The 20,613-nt window shown below is 44.1% G+C and carries 18 protein-coding genes; 10 read left to right on the plus strand and 8 right to left on the minus strand.

Annotation, left to right across the window (positions count from 1 at the left end; all coding sequences use genetic code 11):
* The first annotated feature begins 199 nt into the window (after positions 1-199).
* From GYK50_RS08390 to GYK50_RS08415, 6 genes are all read left to right on the plus strand, one after another.
* Complete coding sequence (locus GYK50_RS08390; RefSeq protein WP_071001279.1) at positions 200-2,140, plus strand: ATP-binding cassette domain-containing protein; 1,941 nt, start codon at positions 200-202, stop codon at positions 2,138-2,140.
* A gap of 515 nt (positions 2,141-2,655) precedes the next feature.
* The gene (gene petA, locus GYK50_RS08395) at positions 2,656-3,240 is read left to right on the plus strand and encodes a ubiquinol-cytochrome c reductase iron-sulfur subunit (RefSeq protein ID WP_071001278.1); all 585 of its coding nucleotides are present in this window, start codon (positions 2,656-2,658) and stop codon (positions 3,238-3,240) included.
* Positions 3,241-3,262: 22 nt separating this feature from the next.
* On the plus strand, positions 3,263-4,468 hold the full coding sequence (locus GYK50_RS08400; protein WP_197496753.1) for a cytochrome b: 1,206 nt from the start codon (positions 3,263-3,265) through the stop codon (positions 4,466-4,468).
* Positions 4,468-5,181, plus strand: coding sequence for a cytochrome c1 (locus tag GYK50_RS08405; RefSeq protein WP_071001276.1), 714 nt, complete (start codon positions 4,468-4,470; stop codon positions 5,179-5,181). Before GYK50_RS08400 ends, GYK50_RS08405 begins: the two co-directional genes overlap by 1 nt.
* 197 nt (positions 5,182-5,378) lie before the next feature.
* Positions 5,379-5,993 (plus strand): glutathione S-transferase N-terminal domain-containing protein, encoded by a 615-nt coding sequence (locus GYK50_RS08410; protein ID WP_071001275.1) that lies wholly within the window; start codon positions 5,379-5,381, stop codon positions 5,991-5,993.
* Between the two features lie 132 nt (positions 5,994-6,125).
* Positions 6,126-6,560 carry a ClpXP protease specificity-enhancing factor gene (locus GYK50_RS08415; RefSeq protein WP_212563667.1) on the plus strand — a complete coding sequence of 145 codons (435 nt, stop codon included), beginning with the start codon at positions 6,126-6,128 and terminating at the stop codon, positions 6,558-6,560.
* 104 nt (positions 6,561-6,664) lie between these two features.
* Here the strand turns inward: GYK50_RS08415 and dcd are convergent, their stop codons facing one another.
* The 7 genes from dcd to GYK50_RS08450 all read right to left on the minus strand — a co-directional run bounded on the left by dcd (position 6,665) and on the right by GYK50_RS08450 (position 12,771).
* On the minus strand, positions 6,665-7,240 hold the full coding sequence (dcd, locus tag GYK50_RS08420; RefSeq protein ID WP_058024138.1) for a dCTP deaminase: 576 nt from the start codon (positions 7,238-7,240) through the stop codon (positions 6,665-6,667).
* Positions 7,241-7,352: 112 nt separating this feature from the next.
* A complete protein-coding gene (locus tag GYK50_RS08425; RefSeq protein WP_212563668.1) occupies positions 7,353-8,459 on the minus strand; it encodes a DUF2804 domain-containing protein in 1,107 nt (368 codons plus the stop codon).
* A gap of 39 nt (positions 8,460-8,498) precedes the next feature.
* The gene (locus tag GYK50_RS08430; RefSeq protein WP_212563669.1) at positions 8,499-8,924 is read right to left on the minus strand and encodes a hypothetical protein; all 426 of its coding nucleotides are present in this window, start codon (positions 8,922-8,924) and stop codon (positions 8,499-8,501) included.
* Positions 8,925-9,017: 93 nt separating this feature from the next.
* On the minus strand, positions 9,018-10,250 hold the full coding sequence (gene apbC / locus GYK50_RS08435; RefSeq protein ID WP_212563670.1) for an iron-sulfur cluster carrier protein ApbC: 1,233 nt from the start codon (positions 10,248-10,250) through the stop codon (positions 9,018-9,020).
* 209 nt (positions 10,251-10,459) lie between these two features.
* The gene (locus tag GYK50_RS08440) at positions 10,460-11,260 is read right to left on the minus strand and encodes a 3-hydroxybutyrate dehydrogenase (protein ID WP_071001271.1); all 801 of its coding nucleotides are present in this window, start codon (positions 11,258-11,260) and stop codon (positions 10,460-10,462) included.
* A gap of 42 nt (positions 11,261-11,302) precedes the next feature.
* Positions 11,303-11,932 (minus strand): 3-oxoacid CoA-transferase subunit B, encoded by a 630-nt coding sequence (locus tag GYK50_RS08445; protein ID WP_093068991.1) that lies wholly within the window; start codon positions 11,930-11,932, stop codon positions 11,303-11,305.
* A 125-nt stretch (positions 11,933-12,057) separates the two neighbouring features.
* Entirely contained in the window at positions 12,058-12,771 is a 714-nt protein-coding gene (locus GYK50_RS08450) for a CoA transferase subunit A (protein ID WP_071001269.1), read from the minus strand.
* Between the two features lie 357 nt (positions 12,772-13,128).
* On the opposite strand from GYK50_RS08450, the gene GYK50_RS08455 reads away from it, so the two are divergent.
* A complete protein-coding gene (locus GYK50_RS08455) occupies positions 13,129-14,544 on the plus strand; it encodes a GntP family permease (RefSeq protein WP_212563671.1) in 1,416 nt (471 codons plus the stop codon).
* A gap of 371 nt (positions 14,545-14,915) precedes the next feature.
* On the plus strand, positions 14,916-17,015 hold the full coding sequence (metG, locus tag GYK50_RS08460; RefSeq protein WP_212563672.1) for a methionine--tRNA ligase: 2,100 nt from the start codon (positions 14,916-14,918) through the stop codon (positions 17,013-17,015).
* A 107-nt stretch (positions 17,016-17,122) separates the two neighbouring features.
* Here metG and GYK50_RS08465 read toward each other — a convergent pair whose 3' ends face one another.
* Positions 17,123-17,533: a hypothetical protein gene (locus tag GYK50_RS08465; protein ID WP_071001267.1), complete on the minus strand. Its 411-nt coding sequence runs from the start codon at positions 17,531-17,533 to the stop codon at positions 17,123-17,125.
* A gap of 737 nt (positions 17,534-18,270) precedes the next feature.
* On the opposite strand from GYK50_RS08465, the gene GYK50_RS08470 reads away from it, so the two are divergent.
* Together GYK50_RS08470 and GYK50_RS08475 are read left to right on the plus strand one after the other, a co-directional pair.
* Complete coding sequence (locus GYK50_RS08470) at positions 18,271-19,335, plus strand: ABC transporter substrate-binding protein (RefSeq protein WP_071001265.1); 1,065 nt, start codon at positions 18,271-18,273, stop codon at positions 19,333-19,335.
* Between the two features lie 133 nt (positions 19,336-19,468).
* The gene (locus tag GYK50_RS08475; RefSeq protein WP_212563674.1) at positions 19,469-20,500 is read left to right on the plus strand and encodes an ABC transporter substrate-binding protein; all 1,032 of its coding nucleotides are present in this window, start codon (positions 19,469-19,471) and stop codon (positions 20,498-20,500) included.
* Positions 20,501-20,613: the final 113 nt, after the last annotated feature.

Consider the following 20,613-nt stretch of genomic DNA (forward strand, 5'->3'; position numbering starts at 1 on the left):
ATCAAGTAAAATAGGTGACAAAACCTAAGTGGCATCATTAAATCCATCATGCTAAACAAAAAATAGCCGCTATGAATAAAAGCTATAAATAGTACTGATAAAACGATTTACTCGCACTACAGTTGCGCGGTGGCATGTTATACTGCTGGCAATTTTGCAACAACCCCTACCTCACTATTATATAAGCTTAAGATACTCTATGGCACTGATTCATTTAAAAGACATTCACTTAGCGTTTGGCGTCGCGCCTGTTCTTGATGGTATTGATTTTTCTATCAATTCAGGCGAGCGTGTGTGTTTGATTGGCCGCAATGGCGAAGGTAAATCCACCTTATTCAAACTGATTAATGGCTCATTGCAGCCAGATAGTGGTGAGATCATCACCAACAGCAGTATGCGTGTTGCGATGCTTGAGCAAGACGTCCCCGAGTCGAGCGGACGCATACTCGATATCGTCATGGGCGGTAGCCGCCGCACAGCTGAGCTGCTGATCAATTATAATAAGCAAGTGGAGATGTGCGCCAATGGCGACATGGACGCTTGCGAGCACATGGCGACCTTGCAGCATGATATCGACGCCGTCCATGGCTGGGACTTAGAACGTGATGCCATGCGTCTGATCACAACAATGGGACTTGATCCGGAAGATGATTTGTCATCACTCTCTGGTGGTCGTAAGCGCCGCGTATTACTTGCTCGTGCGCTGGTCACCAAACCTGATGTACTCCTACTTGATGAGCCAACCAACCATCTAGACGTTGATAGTATTGAGTGGTTAGAGCGCTTCTTGCTCGATTGGCAAGGTCTAACTCTACTGTTTGTCACCCACGATAGAGCATTCGTTGATAAGCTTGCGACTCGTATTGTAGAGCTTGACCGTGGTCAATTGACCAGCTATGACGTCACTCAAGGCGCCAAAGGCTACGCTCGTTATCAAGAGCTAAAAGAGCTACAATTACAGGCTGAAGAAAAGAACAACGCCAATTTTGATAAAAAACTGGCGCAAGAAGAAGTCTGGATTCGTCAAGGCATCAAAGCTCGCCGTACCCGCAATGAGGGCCGCGTCCGTGAACTAAAAGCATTGCGTGAAGAGCGCCGCGAACGCCGTGAGCAAGTGGGTAATGTAAACATCACGATGGGTCAAGGCGAAAAAAGCGGCAAGCTCGTTTGTAAAGTCAAAAACCTGCACCTTGAATATGAGGGTAATGTACTGGTTGACAACTTTACGACCACTATTATGCGCGGCGACAAAATCGGTATTGTCGGCCCTAACGGTGCTGGTAAAACCACCCTTATCAAAGCCCTACTCGATATGTCGGATGACGAGGTCACCAAGACCGGCAGCGTCACGCTTGGCACCAATTTGCAAATTGCCTTTTTTGATCAGCTGCGTGATCAGCTAGATCTTGAAGCCAGCGTCGCGCAAAACGTCTCAGAAGGTTCTGACTTTGTCGAAGTTGGCGGTCGCAAGACACATATCATGAGCTATTTACAAGACTTCTTATTTGCACCAGAGCGTGCACGTACCCCTGTCAAAGCCTTGTCAGGTGGTGAGCGCAACCGTGTATTGCTGGCCAAGCAGTTATTAAAACCTGCCAACATATTAGTACTTGATGAGCCAACCAACGATTTGGATATGGCCACCCTTGAGCTATTAGAAGAGTCGGTCAGCAGCTTTAACGGTACCATCTTGCTGATCAGTCATGACCGCTCATTTATGGACAATGTGGTCACCTCCACCTGGGTATTTGACACGGATGAAAATGGCAATGGCATCGTCAAAGAGTATGTCGGCGGTTATCAAGAGTACTTGATACAAAAAAACCGCGAGGAAGCCGCGCGCGCCGCAAAAGCACCCGTTAGCAATACTAAAGCGTCAAAATCAGCCAATAAAGCTGACGCTGGGAAGCCAAATAAAGCCGCCAAAAAGCTCAACTTCAATGAGCAGCGCGAGCTAGATAGCTTACCCAAAGAAATCGCCGCACTCGAAGCCGAACAAACTCAACTACAAGAAAAATTGGCTGATGGCTCTTGGTTTAATACCGACTTTGATGCCGCGACAGCCGCAAGTGAGCGCTTGTTGGCCATCGAAGATGAAATGATGAGTAAGCTTGAGCGTTGGAGCGAGCTTGAAGACTAATAATGGCACTTCTCTAGCCACATTTATTAGAATATCGCATATGTACTTTGCATTGCGTATTTCGATAAACAAGTTTCTGATAGTCTGATAAAGCATTATTAATTATTCTGAAAGCATCACCACTTTATTATATATAGAGTGGTGATATTCGTTTTATCCAGTAGTGAGATGGTGAAAGTTAGTGAACATTTTCGTAATTTCAAGTATCATTCGCTATTGCTGAAAAATCCTTATTAATTATAAGGTCATGACATTTACAATCCCTATAAAAGCAAAGTTGGCGTTAAACATTGATAATCCGACTGTTTTAATATGGTTATCATATTCAACCCCCTAATATGCCCTATTAAGGTTGCTTTATTTTTAACGCAATAATTTATTTTATCACCGAAATAGCTTAGAATAGTAACAATTAGCAAAATTAGGCACAGCTAAAGTGGCTTGATATTGTATATTTTCTAAGCCACAAACCCAGTGTGGGATAATCCCATTTCATTCACCTGGAGGAAGTATTAATGAGCCAAGCCGAAGGCGTTAATGTACAACGCCGTAGAGTTCTTATTGCCTCAACTGCCGCGATTGGTGCAGCTGGGGTAGCTGCCGTGGCGACACCTTTTGTCCGTTCTTGGTACCCAAGCGCTAAAGCTGAGGCTGCAGGGGCTGCAGTAACCCAAGATATTGGTGCTATCGAAGATGGACAAATGATTGTTGTCAAATACCGTGGCAAACCTATTTATGTCGTTAAACGCACAGAAGACATGGTCGCAGGACTAGAATCAGTTACGCCTTTATTATCTGATCCTGAGTCTGATGCGTCTCTACAGCCAGAATATTGCAAAAACCCTACTCGCTCGATAGAACCAACCGTATTGGTTGTGGAAGGCGTTTGTACTCATTTAGGCTGTGCACCAAACTACCGTCCTGATGTGGGCGCGGTGGATTTAGGTGGCAATGATTGGTACGGCGGGTTTTTCTGTCCGTGCCACGGGTCAAAATATGACTTAGCAGGCCGCGTATATAGTGGCGTTCCTGCACCGCTTAATTTACCCGTTCCAGAATATGGTATGGATGGTACCATTTTGACGGTTGGGGAGGCTTAACATGAGTATGGGTAAAAAGTTAATGCATTGGGTGGACGCGCGTTTTCCAGCGACTGAAACCTACGAATACCACATGTCAAAGTACTACGCACCAAAGAACTTTAACTTTTGGTACTTCTTTGGCGTATTGTCAATGGTCGTATTGGTCAACCAGTTGGTGACTGGTATTTGGCTGACGATGATGTACAATCCTAGTGCCGAGGGCGCATTTGCGTCTGTAGAATACATCATGCGTGATGTCAAAGGCGGTTGGCTCATCCGTTATATGCACTCGACTGGCGCCTCAGCGTTCTTTGTCGTGGTGTATTTGCATATGTTTAGAGCACTGCTCTACGGCTCATATCAAAAACCTCGTGAGCTTATTTGGCTCATCGGTATGGGCATCTATTTGGCTCTTATGGCCGAAGGTTTCTTTGGATACCTACTCCCTTGGGGCAACATGTCATTTTGGGGTGCTCAGGTTATCTTAAACCTTCCTGCGGCGCTGCCGGTAATCGGTGACGGTCTTGCTGAGTGGGTACGTGGTGACTATATCATCTCAGGTATCACCCTAAACCGCTTCTTTGCGCTACACGTTGTCGCTATTCCATTGGTCCTTGTGGGCTTGGTCTTCATGCACATTGTCGCATTGCACCATGTAGGTTCTAACAACCCTGATGGTATCGATATTAAGAAGCTAAAAGACAAAAATGGCGTACCATTAGACGGTATCGAATTCCATCCATACTACACTGTGCATGATATGGTAGGTATTGTAGTATTCTTTATCTGTTTCTTTGCGGTGGTGTTCTTCTTCCCTGAAGGCGGCGGTTTCTTCCTTGAGCCACCAAACTTTGAGACAGCGAACTCACTGAAAACACCAGCGCATATTGCACCAGTATGGTACTACACGCCTTTCTACGCTATCTTGCGTGCGGTTCCAAGTAAGCTGGGCGGTGTCATCGCCATGGGTGCGGCCATCGCTGTACTATTCTTGATACCGTGGCTCGACAGATCACCTGTACGCTCAATACGCTACAAAGGTATCTTGTCTAAGATTGCACTAACTGTCTTTGCTATTAGCTTTATCGTACTTGGCTATTTAGGTGCGACACCTGCAACGCCAACTGCGACTATTATGGCTCGTGTATTCACGATTCTATATTTCTTATTCTTCTTACTGATGCCGTTTTACACTGCCATCGAGAAGTGTAAACAGCCACCAGAACGCGTTACCGGAGGTCACTAATGAGCACGCTAATCAAATCCCTAGCGGGTCTAGGCTTAGGCGCGGCATTGACCTTGACTGCTGGTACAGCAATGGCTGAAGGCAGTGGTTGTGGTACGTTTACTAATGCTGAAGGTGTTGATGAGCATTTGGCCTGTAGTACAGCCCCAATTGATTTTACCAATAAAGGCTCACTACAGAACGGCGCGAAAATCTTTATGAACTACTGTGCTGGGTGCCACTCAGCCAAGTATGTTCGTCACTCGCGTATTGCACAAGATTTAGAGATACCGCCTGAGTTGGTTGAAAAGTATTTGATGGTTACCACCGATCAAATCGGTGACCACATTACTGCTGAGATAGACCCTGAGGTTCAAGCGTCTTGGTTTGGTGCTGCACCTCCTGATCTGTCACTTGAGACGAGACTGCGCGGTGATGACTGGGTATACACATACCTATTATCATTCTATGAAGATCCAAGTCGTCCTTGGGGCGCTAACAACTTAGTACTGGCCAATGCTGCTATGCCCCACGTATTGCATAATATGCAAGAAGAGCTAAGCCAAGAAGAATTTGAATCTGAAGTTGGTGACTTAGTCAACTTTATGGCTTGGATGGGTGAGCCTGCTCGTCACGACCGTCAAGTCATTGGTTTCTTTGTTATTTTATTCTTGTTAGTACTACTCATCCCAGTTTACTTGTTGAACAAAGAATTCTGGAAAGACGTCAAATAAGTAATAATTAGCAGACAGTTCTGATAATTAAAAAAGGCACTACTTCGGTAGTGCCTTTTTTTGTGCTTTGACATTAAGCTGAAATACCAGATAAGCCGGAAAATAAGCCACTCAGCGCTAATGTTTACGTACACTACCTTGATAAACGTTGCGAGTTTGTTTACGATGACAACCTTCACTCTTAACATTAGGCTTTCATGATTGATGCGAATGACATTCCAAGTAGTCAGCTAATTTTATATGCTGATGACGGCTACGACAGTCATGTGGTACGCCTATTACTTGAAGAAAAAAAGCTTGCTTACTATTTGTCTCGTCTGCATTCCGAGCGCCCTGAAGATTTGACTGAGCTTAATCCCTATCATACCTTACCTGTATTGCAGCAGCGTGAGATTGCGCTTTATGAGATTAATGTTATTTTTGAATATCTTGAAGAGCGTTATCACACAAACAAACTGCTCCCTGAGACACCGCAGGAACGTGCACAGTTTCGCCAATTGGCTTGGCGCATTCAGCGTGATTGGCTCGTACTTGGCAAGCGCCTCCTCACGCATCCAGATAGTTTTAATAAAGCACAGGCTGCCGTTGCTAAAAAACAACTCAGTGATTCATTGATTACTCTGTCGCCGCTGTTCGCTCATAAGCCTTATTTTATGGCTGATAAGTTTGGTTGGTGTGACGTGTTATTAGCACCCCTATTATGGCGATTGGATGAAATGGGGATTGAGCTGCCACGTGCTATCAGCCGTCCATTGTTTGAATATCAAACGAGAGTGTTTGAGCGTAGTAGCTTCCAAAAAAGCGTACGTTAATTAGACAAGTATAAGAAGCTGCCTTAGAATAAGTATCAATATAACAGAAATTGACTTGCAATTATTGTGCGATAATTTGCCAAATAAAATATCTTTTCATTATTGAACATCATTAGTATAGGAAATCATTAGATGAGCGAAACCACCTCTATTACACCTACCCGTCCTTATATGGTACGTGCACTATATCAATGGATAGAAGACAACGCCTTGACGCCTTATCTGATGGTCGATGCTACTGCTGATAACGTACAGATACCAACCGAACATGTGCAAGATGGTCGTATCGTATTAAACATCGCCAGCCGTGCTACAGGCAATATGAGTATGAAAAATGATTATATTCATTTTAGTGCGCGTTTTGGCGGTGTCTCGCAAGAAATTTGGGTACCCTTGCAAGCGGTACTTGGCATCTATGCTAAAGAAAACTCGCAAGGGATGTTTTTTGATCCTAACGAGTACGATAACTATGAGCCTGAAGAAGAGGCTAGCGCGGTAGCGAATAAACCAAAAGCTGCGACTAGACCTAAACGCGATAACAAAGCAGGGTTGAAAGTGCTGAAGTAATCAGCCATTCAAACTGATTATTTTTCACATAATAAAAAGCCAGTCATATTTGATATAACTGGCTTTTTTGTTGGCTGCTCAAAGACTTGAGACTTTATCTTTAACTAGGTTCTCGGCAAGGTCACGCCGCGCTGACCTTGGTATTTACCGCCGCGATCTTTGTAGCTGGTCTCGCACACGTCATCAGCATCGCTTTGGAAAAACAGCATTTGTGCTACGCCTTCTCCGGCATAAATACGAGCTGGTAGATTGGTGGTATTACTGAACTCTAGCGTTACATGCCCTTCCCACTCAGGCTCTAGCGGCGTTACGTTGACGATAATACCGCAACGTGCGTAAGTCGACTTGCCTAGGCAAATAGTCAGTACGTCGCGTGGAATACGGAAATATTCCATCGTACGTGCTAAGGCAAACGAGTTTGGTGGAATAATGCACTCATCACCGACGATATCGATAAAGCTTTTATCATCGAAGTTTTTAGGATCAACAACGACTGAATGGACGTTGGTAAAGACTTTGAATTCAGGCGCACAGCGTACATCGTAACCGTAGCTTGAGGTACCGTAGCTCACCAAACGCTCGCCTGCATCATTAAAGCGCACTTGACCTGGCTCGTATGGCTCGATCATGCCGTGCTCTTCGGCCATTTTACGAATCCAGCGGTCAGACTTAATAGACATTGTTATTCCTTAGCAAATTTTTAATAGCGATGATTATACGGAATTGATGGCTCAATTTATAGGTTTTACGCGAGATAAAAGTATCCACTCGCTATTCAGCTTGAGTCAGATATTACCATTTTGCAAAGTGATCTTCCGCTAGTCCCATTACCTTATCCAAGCGTAGCACTTGCCCAGCTAAGCGTATCTCGCCGCTGTACTCCCCTAGCCACTGCTCAAAGATGCTGGCGACAACGCCGAAATTGTCTGTTTTTTTGTAGACTCTAATCGGCGTGAAAGTTAAATCGATATCGACACTGCTCCAGCCTAAGCTTCGATGATAAATGTGCCAAGTATTGGCAGAGGAGTCATTCGTATCTTTACGCTCAAATAATACAGGTGGCAGATAAAAAATCTCGCCATCGAGCCAACAAGCATTCTCACTTAGACCTGTCTCATTGACACCCATAGAGAGATTCAATAAAAAATGCCGACCATCTGCTAGGTAGCTGTTGATACAAGTCCAAAACCAATTGGTCTCATGACGCATATAACCCAGTGTCCAATCTAGATTGGCTCTTGTTGTCTTGCTCAATTCAAGTATTTGCTGCTGACTAGCGGTTATCTGTGCACCCGCTTTGATAATTATCTCGCCGCTAGCAGCGCTCAACGGCTCTTTTTGGGTAAACGTCCAACCGCGTCTGCCTGTTGGCGTACATATCGCAAGCGGCTGCTGCTGACGCTCTAATTTTGCATGGACTGCTAGATATTGGCTATCAAGCTCTATACTCACCTGCTCTGGGGTAAAACCTAACGTTAGGCTAAGCTTGCTATGGGTAAAAGACATCTGCCCTTGATAGTGATCGCCTTTAAATTCACTACAGCGCGTAACTGGCTGCAAGGCTTCCCCAATCTCTAATTGTGCAGTCTTTTCGTTGTAAACATAAACAAAAGCACTAGTGGCAATCTTAATCGTTGCCAGTGCGAGACATACTCTAAAAGGCGGCTCGATGATTTGGACAAAACAGAATTGATTGGCCTTGAAGTCTTTACGCCAGTTTGATAATGGTTTTTGCGAGATTAGCGGACTGTAATAATCGAGATAATTGATTTGTTTAACTTGCGAGAACACCCCAAATTGTGGCTGACCATTTTGGATGAGCTGTTCGATAGCTTGTGGCTTTATATCGGTAGAAATGATATTTGCGTAAGCTACATTATCTACCTTGTCGCTTTTCATAGGTCCATACATTGCTATGACATCCTTGTCTTGCATTTATTACTGACTAATCACTTGTCCTTGATAGCTTACTTCGGTACTTATCACTGTTCTTTTTGCTTGCCTTGATGCGGCCCAAATAGCTTCTGTAATGGCTTTGACCTCTATTGCAGTGAGTCCATCGACCAGCTCCTGCGTCACATTTGCTACGGCAAAAGCATTTGTCCCAAAAGGATGCTTGGGAAACTTTAACAATAAAGCCGCCATCGCCTCTACTGCTGACAAAAAATCGGCAATCACCATTCGCCTATTACTAAAGGTTGCATTGACTTGATAGCGCTTGCTACTACCATCTTTATAGTAGCAAACGCCAATCAGTTGGTTATTTGATAGCTCAATTTCATACACGGGCGGACGCAGCATTTTTAATAACGTGTACTGCTTGGGCGCAGTCTCTAAATGACTTTGATAAATAGATACGCTCACAAAGCTTCCTTGCTTCTTTGTTAGGATAAAAGTGCTTTTAACTTTATATTTGCTTAGGCTAATTTGTTATTGATAAACAATCATCATAAACGATTAAAATATACGTTTATCATCAACAGGCTTAGCAAATTTATCAATATTAGTCTCGATGTTTTTGGCTATATTGATATAGTAATTCGCAAACTCATCATCAGCCAATACACTAGGCTCCCCTTTATCGACTTGGGCGCGGATACCACTGGCAAGTGGTAGTTGCCCTAATAGCGGCACCTGATACTGCTCAGCGATAATCTCACCACCGCCAGTACCAAAAATCGCTTCGGTATGGTTGCAGTTACTACAAGTGTGCAGCGCCATGTTTTCAACAACACCAAGCACAGGAATACTGGTTTTGTTAAACATCTCAATACCTTTCTGCGCATCAAGTAGTGCAACGTGCTGCGGCGTCGTGACGATGACAGCGCCTGTCACTGGGATACGCTGTGCTAAGGTCAGCTGTATATCGCCCGTACCTGGCGGCATGTCAATCACCAAGTAATCTAGCTGTGGCCAGTTGGTTTGATTATAAAGCTGCATCAGCGCACCTGTCGCCTTTGGTCCACGCCACGCAACTGGTGTGTTCTCCCCATCGAGCAAACTACCGATGGAGAGCATCGCTATTCCATGCGCATCAACCGGAACGAACTGCTCGTTTTCTAATTGCGGCTTCACATCGGCAACACCTAGCATTGTCGGCATACTAGGCCCATATATATCCGCATCAAGCACGCCCACGCGATTACCCAGCTTTTGTAATGCCAGTGCGATGTTCACAGTCGTCGTTGATTTGCCAACGCCGCCCTTACCTGATGCCACAACAATAATATGGCGGATACGAGGATGCGCAGCTAATGAAGCTTGCGTAGGTGCTGCTTTGGTAATTGGCGGCTCAGCGTTAGCGTTATTGGCATTACTCACGTTGTTATTAACGCCAGATGAAGGCTGGGACTCCATCGCATTGGTTGTCTTTGGCATCTGCTTTGGTAAGCTTGAACCTGACCCTTTTTCTGGAGCAGGCAGGCGCACATTCATATGAATCGTGGTAATGCCATGCGGATGCAGCAGCTGACCAAGCTCTTGTTGGACAGCTTCAGGGTTGCTGTCTTGTGGCAGGCGCAAGTCTAGCGTCAGCGCCTCGCCGTCACGCTCAAGTCCTGTGACCATCGTCGCAATACTGACTGTTCCTATCTCATACCCAAGCAATACTTTATCAACGGCACTATCACGTTCTGCCTGCTGCTGCGGTGTTTCGGTTTTGGTGGTTTTTTTCTTCATAAAGTTGAACATAGCTATTATTATTGCCTATACAAGTGGATGAGTTTGGTACATGGCTTAATTCATATCGTCTCCTATTGAGCAAACGATAAAACCAGTGACCATTTTAGCCAAACCTTTTATCGTGACAGTGTAGCTGAATTGGACGCATAAAAAAACCACAACGCCAGTAGGTCTGACATTGTGGTTTGTTCTATTATAATAGGCGCAATATTTGTCTATTAATTCATAAACCAGCCATGACTGGCAACGATAGATTGTCCTGTAAACACATTACTGGGAAACGCCGCTAAGAATAGTGCCAACTGAGCAATATCCTCTACCGTTGTAAATTCTTTATCGACAGTATTTACTAGCATAATGTCATTAACGACAGATTCTTCACTAATACCTTTCTCGCTTGCTTGCTGCGGTATTTGTTTTTCGACCAAAGGCGTTTTGACAAACCCGGGACAGATCACATGCGAGCGCACATTATGCTCAGCACCTTCTTTTGCCAGTACGCGGCACAGTCCTAGCAGGCCGTGCTTGGCAGTGACGTAAGGTGCTTTATAAAGTGACGCTTCATGCGAGTGTACTGAGCCCATGTAGATGACCGTGCCGCCCTTATTGCCTTTATACATGTGCTTAATCGCGGCTTTAGTGGTCAAAAAAGCGCCATCTAAGTGAATAGCGAGCATTTTTTTCCAGTCATCAAACGTCATTTTATGGATAGGATCGATAATTTGGATACCAGCATTAGACACCAAAATATCAATAGCGCCAAAGGTATCAACCAATTTCTGTACACCTTCGTTTACCGCATCTTCAGAGGTCACATCCATCGCAATCGCAAGAGCACGCCCGCCACCTGCTTCAATGGCATCAACCGTTTGCTGTGCTGCTTCAAGATTGATATCGGCAATACCAACCGAAGCGCCTGCTTTTGCATAAGTCTCAGCGATATCACGACCGATACCACTTGCAGAGCCAGTGATTAATGCCACTTTACCTGTCAAATCCTGCTGTAATTGGGTGGACATATAGGTTCCTTATTATGATCTATAAATATTAGGAGATAAATCCTATTGAGCAATGCTAACTGGCGTTTTTTCTTGTAGCTCGTCAAAGCTAACACCATCTGCTAATTCAACCAATTTTAGGCCACTGTCAGTAACGTCTAATACGGCAAGCTCAGTGATGATACGATCAACCACGCCCTTACCCGTCAATGGTAGCTCACAGTTGGCTAAGATTTTTGGCTCGCCATGCTTGTTGACCTGTTCCATCAATACAATCACACGCTGTACGCCTGCGACCAAATCCATCGCACCGCCCATGCCTTTGACCATTTTTTTAGGAATCATCCAGTTAGCAAGGTCACCTTGTTCTGAGACTTCCATGGCGCCTAATATCGCTAAGTTGACATGACCACCGCGAATCATCGAAAAGGACTCTGAACTACTAAAATAACTGGCCCCTGCTTCTGCGGTCACGGTTTGCTTGCCTGCATTGATCAGATCGGCATCAACGGCGTCTTCGGTTGGAAACTCACCAATACCCAGCAAGCCGTTCTCTGATTGTAGCCATACGTCTACGCCTTCAGGAATATAGTTAGCGACTAGCGTTGGTAGACCAATGCCTAAGTTGACATAATAGCCGTCTTGTAGCTCTTTTGCCGCGCGCTGCGCCATTTGTTCTCTTGTCCATGCCATGCTGATTTCCTTATTTTTTACGATATTCTATTGCTATTCATCTAAATCGTTAGCTATCTAAACAATTAGCTATCTAAGTTATTATCAATCTAAAAACTGACGATAAGTCTCAACCATGATTTTATCTAAGCGCCTTCTACCGCTTTAGTCGTGGTTTTTTCGATACGTTTTTCAGGGCTAGCATTCAATACAATACGTTGCACAAAAATACCTGGTAGATGCACTTCATCTGGATCAAACGAACCTGTCTCGACGATTTCTTCGACTTCGACGATGGTGATTTTTCCCGCCATTGCGCAGTCTGGGTTGAAGTTGCGAGCGGTCTTATTAAATATCAAGTTACCGGCTTTATCAGCTTTTTGTGCTTTGATGAGTGCCACATCCGCACGTAATGAATGCTCTAACACATAAGTACGACCATCAAAATCACGCGTTTCTTTACCTTCGGCAACTAATGTGCCCACACCAGTCGCTGTATAGAATGCAGGAATACCCGCACCACCTGAGCGTAGCTTTTCTGCCAATGTACCTTGCGGGGTTAGCTCAACCTCAAGCTCGCCTGCCAAGTACTGGCGTTCGAACTCTTTGTTTTCACCAACATATGATGAAATCATTTTCTTGATTTGGCGGGTCTGTAGTAGCAGACCAAGTCCAAAATCATCGACGCCAGCGTTGTTGCTGATACAGGTCAACTCTTTAACGCCACTATCACGTAGTGCTTCGATCAATGCTTCTGGAATGCCGCATAGACCAAAACCACCGATAGCGAGTGTTTGCCCATCGCTGACGATGCCTTTTAGCGCCTCTTCGGCACTGTTATATACTTTTGAGCGACTCATACTTATCTCCTTGCAAGTCTGTTTTTGTTATTAACGTCCATTATCTATCATGATTTATTTATTGTGCCAATCAATAGCGCATTGACTGTTTTAAATTTAAATCAATACATTTTATATCGATATATCATATATCAAATACTTATGCTAACTTAACATATAATTCTCGCAGCGAGAAGACAATAACACTAAGAACGAATGAGACAGTACAGTAGCGAGGTATGAGGCAAGTCAATATCATATTATTCCAAGATTAATATTTGATAAAAAATCAAAAATTACATATTTTGATTAATTTTATTGACCTACATCGATAATCGCGACATACACGCTGTCTTAATTTTGCCAAGGAGGGCTATCATGTTTAGTACATTTGCGATTGTCATCACCCTATTATTACTCATGTTTTTTGCTTATCGTGGTTATTCTGTGCTGATCTTAGCACCGATTATGGCGACGCTAGCAGTCTTACTATCAGGTGATTTTTTAAACACCATCCCCGCTTATACCGATGTCTTTATGGGCGCGTTAAGTGGGTTCTTACTCAAATTCTTCCCTATATTCTTGCTAGGGGCATTGTTTGGGCGTTTGATGGCCGACTCTGGTGCGGCAACCGCGATTGCCAATACCGTCGTCGAAAAGCTCGGTGCCAGCAAGGCCATTCTTGCGGTGATTTTGGTCTGTGCTATTTTGACCTATGGCGGGGTATCACTGTTTGTGGTGGCGTTTGCCATTTATCCTATTGCCAAGGACTTGTTCAGAGCAGCCGATATCCCAAAACGTTTGATTCCTGCTGCCATTGCCCTAGGGTCATTTACCTTTACAATGACTGCACTGCCAGGCACGCCAGCCATCCAAAACGCTATTCCAATTCCTTACTACAACACCAACGTATTTGCCGCGCCTATTTTGGGTATCATTGGCGGTACGATCATGTTTATTGGTGGTTGGTTGTGGCTTCAGTCACGTGCCAACAAAGCAAATGCAGCGGGGGAAGGTTATGGTCAGCATGATGAAGAGGATATAGGCGGCATTGACGCTAATGCTAAAGAAGCTGACGTATTAAGCACGCATCAGACCTCCTTTACCGTTGCCATGATTCCGCTGATATTGGTCATTGGCTTGAACGCTATATTGACCTATGTGGTTTTCCCATCGATAAATTTCAGTAGCCTACAAACTCAGTTTCCCGATTTAAATATAGATGGATCGCTTGGTTTATGGTCCATTATCATCTCGTTGGTCGTCGCTTGTGTGGTGTTAATTCTGCTCCGCATCGGACATTGGAATAATCTACAAAAAACCATCAACCGTGGTACTTATGACTCGATGCTGCCGATTTTTAATACTGCATCAGAAGTGGGTTATGGCGCAGTTATCGCGTCGCTCGCAGGCTTCCTTATCATTCGTGATAGCATTTTAAACCTTACCCCTGACAACCCTCTGATCTCAGAAGCCGTCGCGATGACCACGCTTGCTGGTATCACAGGCTCATCGTCTGGTGGTTTGAGTATTGCGCTGTCGACCTTGGGTGAAGACTATCTAAGAATGGCCGTCAATGCGGGTATCGACCCTGAGCTAATGCACCGCGTAGCCGTTATGGCGGCAGGTGGTCTTGATACGCTTCCACACAGTGGCGCTGTCATTACCTTGCTAGCGATTTGTGGTTTGACCCATAAACAGTCTTATTTGAACTTGGCGATGGTGACGATGGTCATTCCATTGGTCGCTGTGGTTGCTGTGATTATCTTAGGGACGATGTTTGGTTCATTCTAAGCTAGCTTAGTCATTTAATCATTTAATTATTTAGTCACTTGGCCATTTATTATTGACTACTGGTATCTAAGTGAATAATAGATAAATAAAAAACCCACTTAGCACACTGCTTGTTGGGTTTTTTATGGCTGGTTTATGACCATCAACATGCGGTGTAAACCTATCGTTCATGGCTAATAAATGCCTGTCAAATGAGAAGTAATTACTAAGGAATATCACAAAATTATCTGAATTACGGTATCATAGGCACACTTTTTGATTTTTTATTATTTTTAGAAGTTTTTAGCATTAACGATGTCGCATCGATGAGCGATGAGCCGCTTAAGATGTTCGATAACCAACCCATTTATACAAAAATATAGGTGATAAAAGTGCGTGAGATTTTAGTAACCAGTGCGCTGCCCTACGCCAATGGCGACATCCATTTGGGGCATCTTGTAGAATATATTCAGACAGACATCTGGGTACGTGCGATGAAGGCGCAAGGCCATCAGGTCACTTATGTCTGTGCCGATGACGCGCACGGTACAGCCATCATGCTCAAAGCAGAAGCCAATGGCGTCACGCCAGAGGAGCAAATTGCCTCAGTCAAAGCCTCACACGAAGCAGATTTTTCAAAGTTCCTGATCAATTTTGATAACTACCACAGCACTCATTCAGAAGAAAACAAACAGTTCTCTGAGCTGATTTATCGTCGTCTCAATGAGGCTGGTCATATCAGCACAAAAGATGTCGAGCAGCTATTTGATCCTGAAAAGCAATTGTTTTTAGCCGATCGTTTTGTCAAAGGCACTTGCCCTGAGTGCGATTCACCAGATCAATATGGTGATAACTGCGAAGTATGCGGCACCACCTATGATGCCACCGAGCTAAAAAACCCCTATTCGACGTTGTCGGATGCCACGCCGGTACTCAAAACCTCAAAGCATTATTTCTTTGATTTGCCAGAATTTGAGCAGTTTTTAAAAGACTGGACCCGCAGTGATGAGCGCTTGCAAGTCTCGGTCGCCAATAAGCTGCAAGAATGGTTTGAAGCGGGTCTCACCAGTTGGGATATCTCTCGCGATGCACCGTATTTTGGTTTTCAGATACCCGATACCCCAAGCGATGAGCCAGACAAATACTTTTATGTATGGCTCGATGCACCAGTGGGCTACATGGCCAGCTTTAAAAACCTATGCGACAAACGCGAAGGCAGCGATCAGGCGCTCGATTTTGACCGCTATTGGGCACAGGAAAATGAGCATAAAACCGAGGTGTATCACTTCATCGGTAAAGACATCGTGTATTTCCATGCACTATTTTGGCCTGCCATGCTAGCCGGTAGTGAATTCCGCACACCAACGGGCGTTTTTGCTCATGGTTTCTTAATGGTCAATGGCGAAAAAATGAGTAAGTCACGCGGTACCTTTATCAAAGCTGAGACTTATGCCGAGCACTTACACCCAGAGTATCTGCGTTATTACTTCGCCAGTAAGCTGTCGGATAAGGTCGAGGACATCAACCTTGATTTAGAAGATTTTATGCAAAAGGTCAACTCTGACTTGGTGGGTAAAGTAGTCAATATCGCCAGTCGCAGCGCCGGTTTTATCGTCAAAAAATACGACGGGATGCTCTCAGAGATCTGCGCTAAGCCTGAGTTGTTAGAAGACATCACCAAAACGGGCGATGAGATTGCGGCTGCTTATGAAAACCGCGAGTTCTCCCGTGCCATGCGCCTTATCATGCAGTGTGCGGATAAAGCCAACGAATATATCGATGCCAAAAAACCATGGTCGCTCGCGAAATTGGAAGGCACTGAGCAAGAAGTTCAAGACGTCTGCTCGGTCGCTATCAACATCTTCCGTCAGTTGATGGTCTATCTGGCACCAGTATTGCCTGAGCTGACAGCAAATGCGAAAGAGTTTTTGAACATTGACGATTTAAGCTTTGCCAGTCGTAATGAGTGGTTATTAGGCCATAAAATCAATAAATTCAAGCCACTGATGCAACGTATCGAAGAAAAAGATATTGAAGCCATGGTAGAAGATTCTAAAGCATCATTAGCTCAAGCTGATGCGCCTGCTGTGACCGAAAATAACAAGCCTGCCGCAAAAGACAAATCACCTGCAATAGACGCTAATACTGATGCCGAGCAAACGGATTATATTGGTATTGAAGACTTTGCTAAGGTTGAGATGAAAGTCGCACACGTTTTAGAGTGTAACCATGTAGAAGGCGCGGACAAGCTGCTACAGTTCACCCTAGATGTTGGTGAAGAAAAGCCACGCAACGTGTTTAGCGGCATTCGTAAGTTCTATGAGCCTGAGCAACTGACGGGTAAGAAAGTCATTTGCGTGACCAACCTTGCCCCGCGAAAGATGAAATTTGGTATCTCTGAGGGCATGATTTTGTCATCAGGCGATCCAAAAACTCAGCTAACGGTCGTTACGCTACCTGATAACTGTGTCATTGGTGATGTACTCGCATAAAAATATTAACTTAAGTAGTGGTGTAAGTGATAATTAAAGAAAGAACGAAAAAAACGGTCTAAATAGACCGTTTTTTTATGGCTGACTTAAAAGATTAAATCTCGCTGTTATCTACTCAAAACATCAATAATTTCCAACGTGTTATTAATTACTGTCACAATCTTATTGTCTGGCGTACGGATACGTACGTAACGGTCATCATAACGATCTAAAATAACAGAACGATCATAATCCCTTCTATCAATCTTGCCGACTACTCTATAACCGTATTTATCAAGGTCACGCTTGAATGACGCGTTAGGGCTAGCATTGCGATACGCATTAATATTAGGGTGGGCATTGCCATTATTTTGATAATTGTTATGGTTGTAATCTTTACTAATGTGAGCAGAGTTACCCTTGCCATTTCCATGACCGTGCCCATTACCATGATTGTCTTTTGCCATAGCAGGCAGGCAAATCAATGAGCTTGCCGTAATGCCAGCGATGGTCAATAACTTTAAATTAGCTGTATTCATAATGTTATCCTTAAAATATGCGTTTGAATAATAGTAATGAGATATTTGAATGCGTTGTATAGTCAAGTCAATTTAAAAATGACACAACGAGATTAAAGGCTATTTTTCGCAGCCTCTGGAGACGAAGTCACAGCAAGCAAGGAAAATAGTATTTAATCGAGTGTGTTTATGATGATATATCAGTTTTATTTGGGCTTTACTATATATTCAACACGTCAACATAATAATGATATGGATTTTGGACGCACCCTACTTCTCATATAAAAAATTTTTATATAAACATTAGCTTACGTTAATTATGAAGTGGATTGGTAATAGATGCGTTGCTAGCTTGTATGCTTTTTGACTATCAGTTTATTGGATAAGATAATGCCTTAAGAGGCTAATTCTTATGGTTAAATACTCAAAACCACACTTATGACAGTGGTTACGACAATGCCTAATAGTCTTACTAAGTACGCCTATGACGAATGCGCTTTAATTTTTTATTGCGATAACTTACATTGCTGTCATAATATGAACATAATAATCGACGGAACGATTACTTTAATTAATGGTTAGCCTGCTATGTTGACGTAGACGTAGTATTGACTCGGCTAATCTGCATTCTCCAATATCTTTTTTAGAACCAAAGAGAACCAAACAGATTCTTTGAGCATTGCTATTAGTAGGCTTGATCAATCTGACAGTCCTCGCTTGGTTTTTATGATTGATATAACCTATGAGTTATCCTAATAATGACTATTGCTTCTACTCTACGCTTAAGCCTATATGGCGTTGCTCTTAGTGCCATTAGCACACTTGGCCTGATAGGCTGCTCGAACTCCTCTACTGACACAGCCGCCACTACTGAAAATAGCTCTGCTGCAGATGCAGAAAAACCTGCCAAATCTATTGCGATTACCCAAATCGTTGAGCATCCATCATTGGATGACATGCGCCGCGGTATTATTGATGAGCTGGCAGACAATGGTTATGTCGAAGGCCAAAACCTAACGGTCAACTTCCAAAGTGCACAGGGCAATACAGCGACAGCAGGACAGATTGCTAAGCAGTTTGCAGGAGACAATCCGGACGCCATCGTCGCTATCTCGACGCCATCGGCCCAGTCGATTGTCGCGGCTACCACTACTATTCCTATCATTTATACGGCCGTATCAGACCCACTAGGCGCTAAGCTTATCAATGAAGATGGCAAGCCTTTTCAAAGCAATTTGACAGGATTATCGAGTCAGCTACCTCTAGAGCCGCAGTTAGATTTACTACAACAAATAAAGCCTGAGATGAAAACGATCGGCTACGTTTACAGCCCAGGCGAAGCAAACTCAGTGTCATTGCGTGATAGCCTAAAACAAGCGCTACCAGCACGAGATCTGACATTGTTAGATATCCCTGCCAATCGTCCAACCGATATCGGCATGGCAACCCGTAGCTTGCAAGGACGCGCAGATATCATCTATACCTCATTTGACAACAACGTCGCCTCTGCTTTTGAGGCCATGACTCAAGCAGCAAACGAGTTGAAACTCCCTATTGTCGCGTCTGATGAGTTTAGCGTGAAGCGCGGCGCGGCAGCTGCTCTTGGCGTTAATGATTATGACTTTGGTCGTACCACTGGCAAAATGGTATATCGCGTATTAAATGGCGAGGCGATCAATAACATTGAACCTGCCGTCATGAACGATCTAACCTTATATATCAGCCCTAAGCATGCCAAAACGCAAGGCGTTAGTTTGCCAGCAGAGTTGCTAAAAAATGGCATCAATGTTGATGAACAAGCGCAAAGCACTGATAACAAATAGCACGAATAAAATAAATAGTGCTGAATAGTAATACTGAAAAATACCCTGTAGCCATCATAAGTGGCTCGCTTTACCCTTTTACCCATCTATTAAATAATGTACGGACACATTATTACTTTTAGGAGTCAGAACCATGTTGTATCAAAATCGTTTTAATTTTGGCAAAGCGTTACTACTAGGCGGTGTATGCACTGCTATCTTAACGGGTTGTAATCAATCAGCCCAAGATACTAGCACGACTGATACTGCGGCTACTGGCGATACTGCCACCGAAATGAAAACTGTTGCTATCACTGCTATCGTTGAGCATCCAGCACTTGATGATGTACGCAAAGGCGTGATCGATGAGTTAAACGAAGCAGGATTCAAAGATGGTGAAAACCTAACGGTCAACTTCCAAAGCGCACAAGGTAACACTGCGACAGCCGGTCAGATTGCCAAACAGTTCGTCGCTGATGATCCAGATGTGATCGTAGCGATTGCTACCCCATCTGCACAGTCTGTGGCCGCCTCAACGAGCAGCATTCCACTGGTATTCTCTGCGGTGACTGATCCAGTCGCTGCCAAGCTGGTGCCAAGTTTGGACGGCTCTGGCACCAACGTGACAGGAGCCTCAGATGCCCTACCATATGAGCCGCAAATTGAATTGATGCGCCAAGTCATTCCTGAACTAAAAAATGTCGGTTATGTCTATAGTCCAGGTGAAGTCAACTCAACGATTATCTTACAAAATCTAAAAGAGAAATTGACCCCTCAAGGCATTAACGTGCTTGAAGCACCAGCACAGCGTAGTAATGACATCGCAATGGCAGCACGTAGCCTAGAAGGTAAGGTCGATATGATCTACACCTCAACAGACAATAACGTGGTATCCGCTTACGAGTCACTCTATCAAATCGCCAAAGAAAGCAAGATTCCACTGATCGCCTCAGATACCAGCTCAGTTGAGCGCGGTGCGGTTGCATCATTAGGCGTAGATTATTATGAGCTTGGCCGTGAAACGGGTAAGATCGTTGTTCGTATCTTGAATGGTGAAAAAGCAGGCGCTATCCCTGTTTACACCCCACAAGCGCTTAACCTGTATGTCAGCCCAAAACATGCTGAAGAAGAAGGCATTACTTTGTCACAAGCAGTTATCGATAAAGCAAAAGAAGTGGTAGAATAACGCACCTTTGTATTTGGCTTACCATAGCAGCCATGAGCAAAATCATAATATGAATCAGTGATTGCGCTTTTGTGCTGTCATGCTAAATGTTTGACAAGAAACCCAGCTATGAG

This window comes from Psychrobacter pacificensis (assembly GCF_018336615.1).
Classification (GTDB): Bacteria; Pseudomonadota; Gammaproteobacteria; order Pseudomonadales; family Moraxellaceae; genus Psychrobacter; species Psychrobacter pacificensis.

Excerpts from the sequence above, each read along its gene's own strand:
- GYK50_RS08465 (WP_071001267.1), bottom strand. The coding sequence starts at position 17,533 with ATGAATACAGCTAATTTAAAGTTATTGACCATCGCTGGCATTACGGCA.
- petA (WP_071001278.1), top strand. The coding sequence starts at position 2,656 with ATGAGCCAAGCCGAAGGCGTTAATGTACAACGCCGTAGAGTTCTTATT.
- GYK50_RS08475 (WP_212563674.1), top strand. The coding sequence starts at position 19,469 with ATGTTGTATCAAAATCGTTTTAATTTTGGCAAAGCGTTACTACTAGGC.
- GYK50_RS08440 (WP_071001271.1), bottom strand. The coding sequence starts at position 11,260 with ATGTCCACCCAATTACAGCAGGATTTGACAGGTAAAGTGGCATTAATC.
- apbC (WP_212563670.1), bottom strand. The coding sequence starts at position 10,250 with ATGTTCAACTTTATGAAGAAAAAAACCACCAAAACCGAAACACCGCAG.
- GYK50_RS08390 (WP_071001279.1), top strand. The coding sequence starts at position 200 with ATGGCACTGATTCATTTAAAAGACATTCACTTAGCGTTTGGCGTCGCG.
- GYK50_RS08400 (WP_197496753.1), top strand. The coding sequence starts at position 3,263 with ATGCATTGGGTGGACGCGCGTTTTCCAGCGACTGAAACCTACGAATAC.
- GYK50_RS08470 (WP_071001265.1), top strand. The coding sequence starts at position 18,271 with ATGACTATTGCTTCTACTCTACGCTTAAGCCTATATGGCGTTGCTCTT.
- GYK50_RS08425 (WP_212563668.1), bottom strand. The coding sequence starts at position 8,459 with ATGAAAAGCGACAAGGTAGATAATGTAGCTTACGCAAATATCATTTCT.
- GYK50_RS08405 (WP_071001276.1), top strand. The coding sequence starts at position 4,468 with ATGAGCACGCTAATCAAATCCCTAGCGGGTCTAGGCTTAGGCGCGGCA.
- GYK50_RS08455 (WP_212563671.1), top strand. The coding sequence starts at position 13,129 with ATGTTTAGTACATTTGCGATTGTCATCACCCTATTATTACTCATGTTT.
- GYK50_RS08415 (WP_212563667.1), top strand. The coding sequence starts at position 6,126 with ATGAGCGAAACCACCTCTATTACACCTACCCGTCCTTATATGGTACGT.
- dcd (WP_058024138.1), bottom strand. The coding sequence starts at position 7,240 with ATGTCTATTAAGTCTGACCGCTGGATTCGTAAAATGGCCGAAGAGCAC.
- GYK50_RS08445 (WP_093068991.1), bottom strand. The coding sequence starts at position 11,932 with ATGGCATGGACAAGAGAACAAATGGCGCAGCGCGCGGCAAAAGAGCTA.
- GYK50_RS08410 (WP_071001275.1), top strand. The coding sequence starts at position 5,379 with ATGATTGATGCGAATGACATTCCAAGTAGTCAGCTAATTTTATATGCT.
- GYK50_RS08450 (WP_071001269.1), bottom strand. The coding sequence starts at position 12,771 with ATGAGTCGCTCAAAAGTATATAACAGTGCCGAAGAGGCGCTAAAAGGC.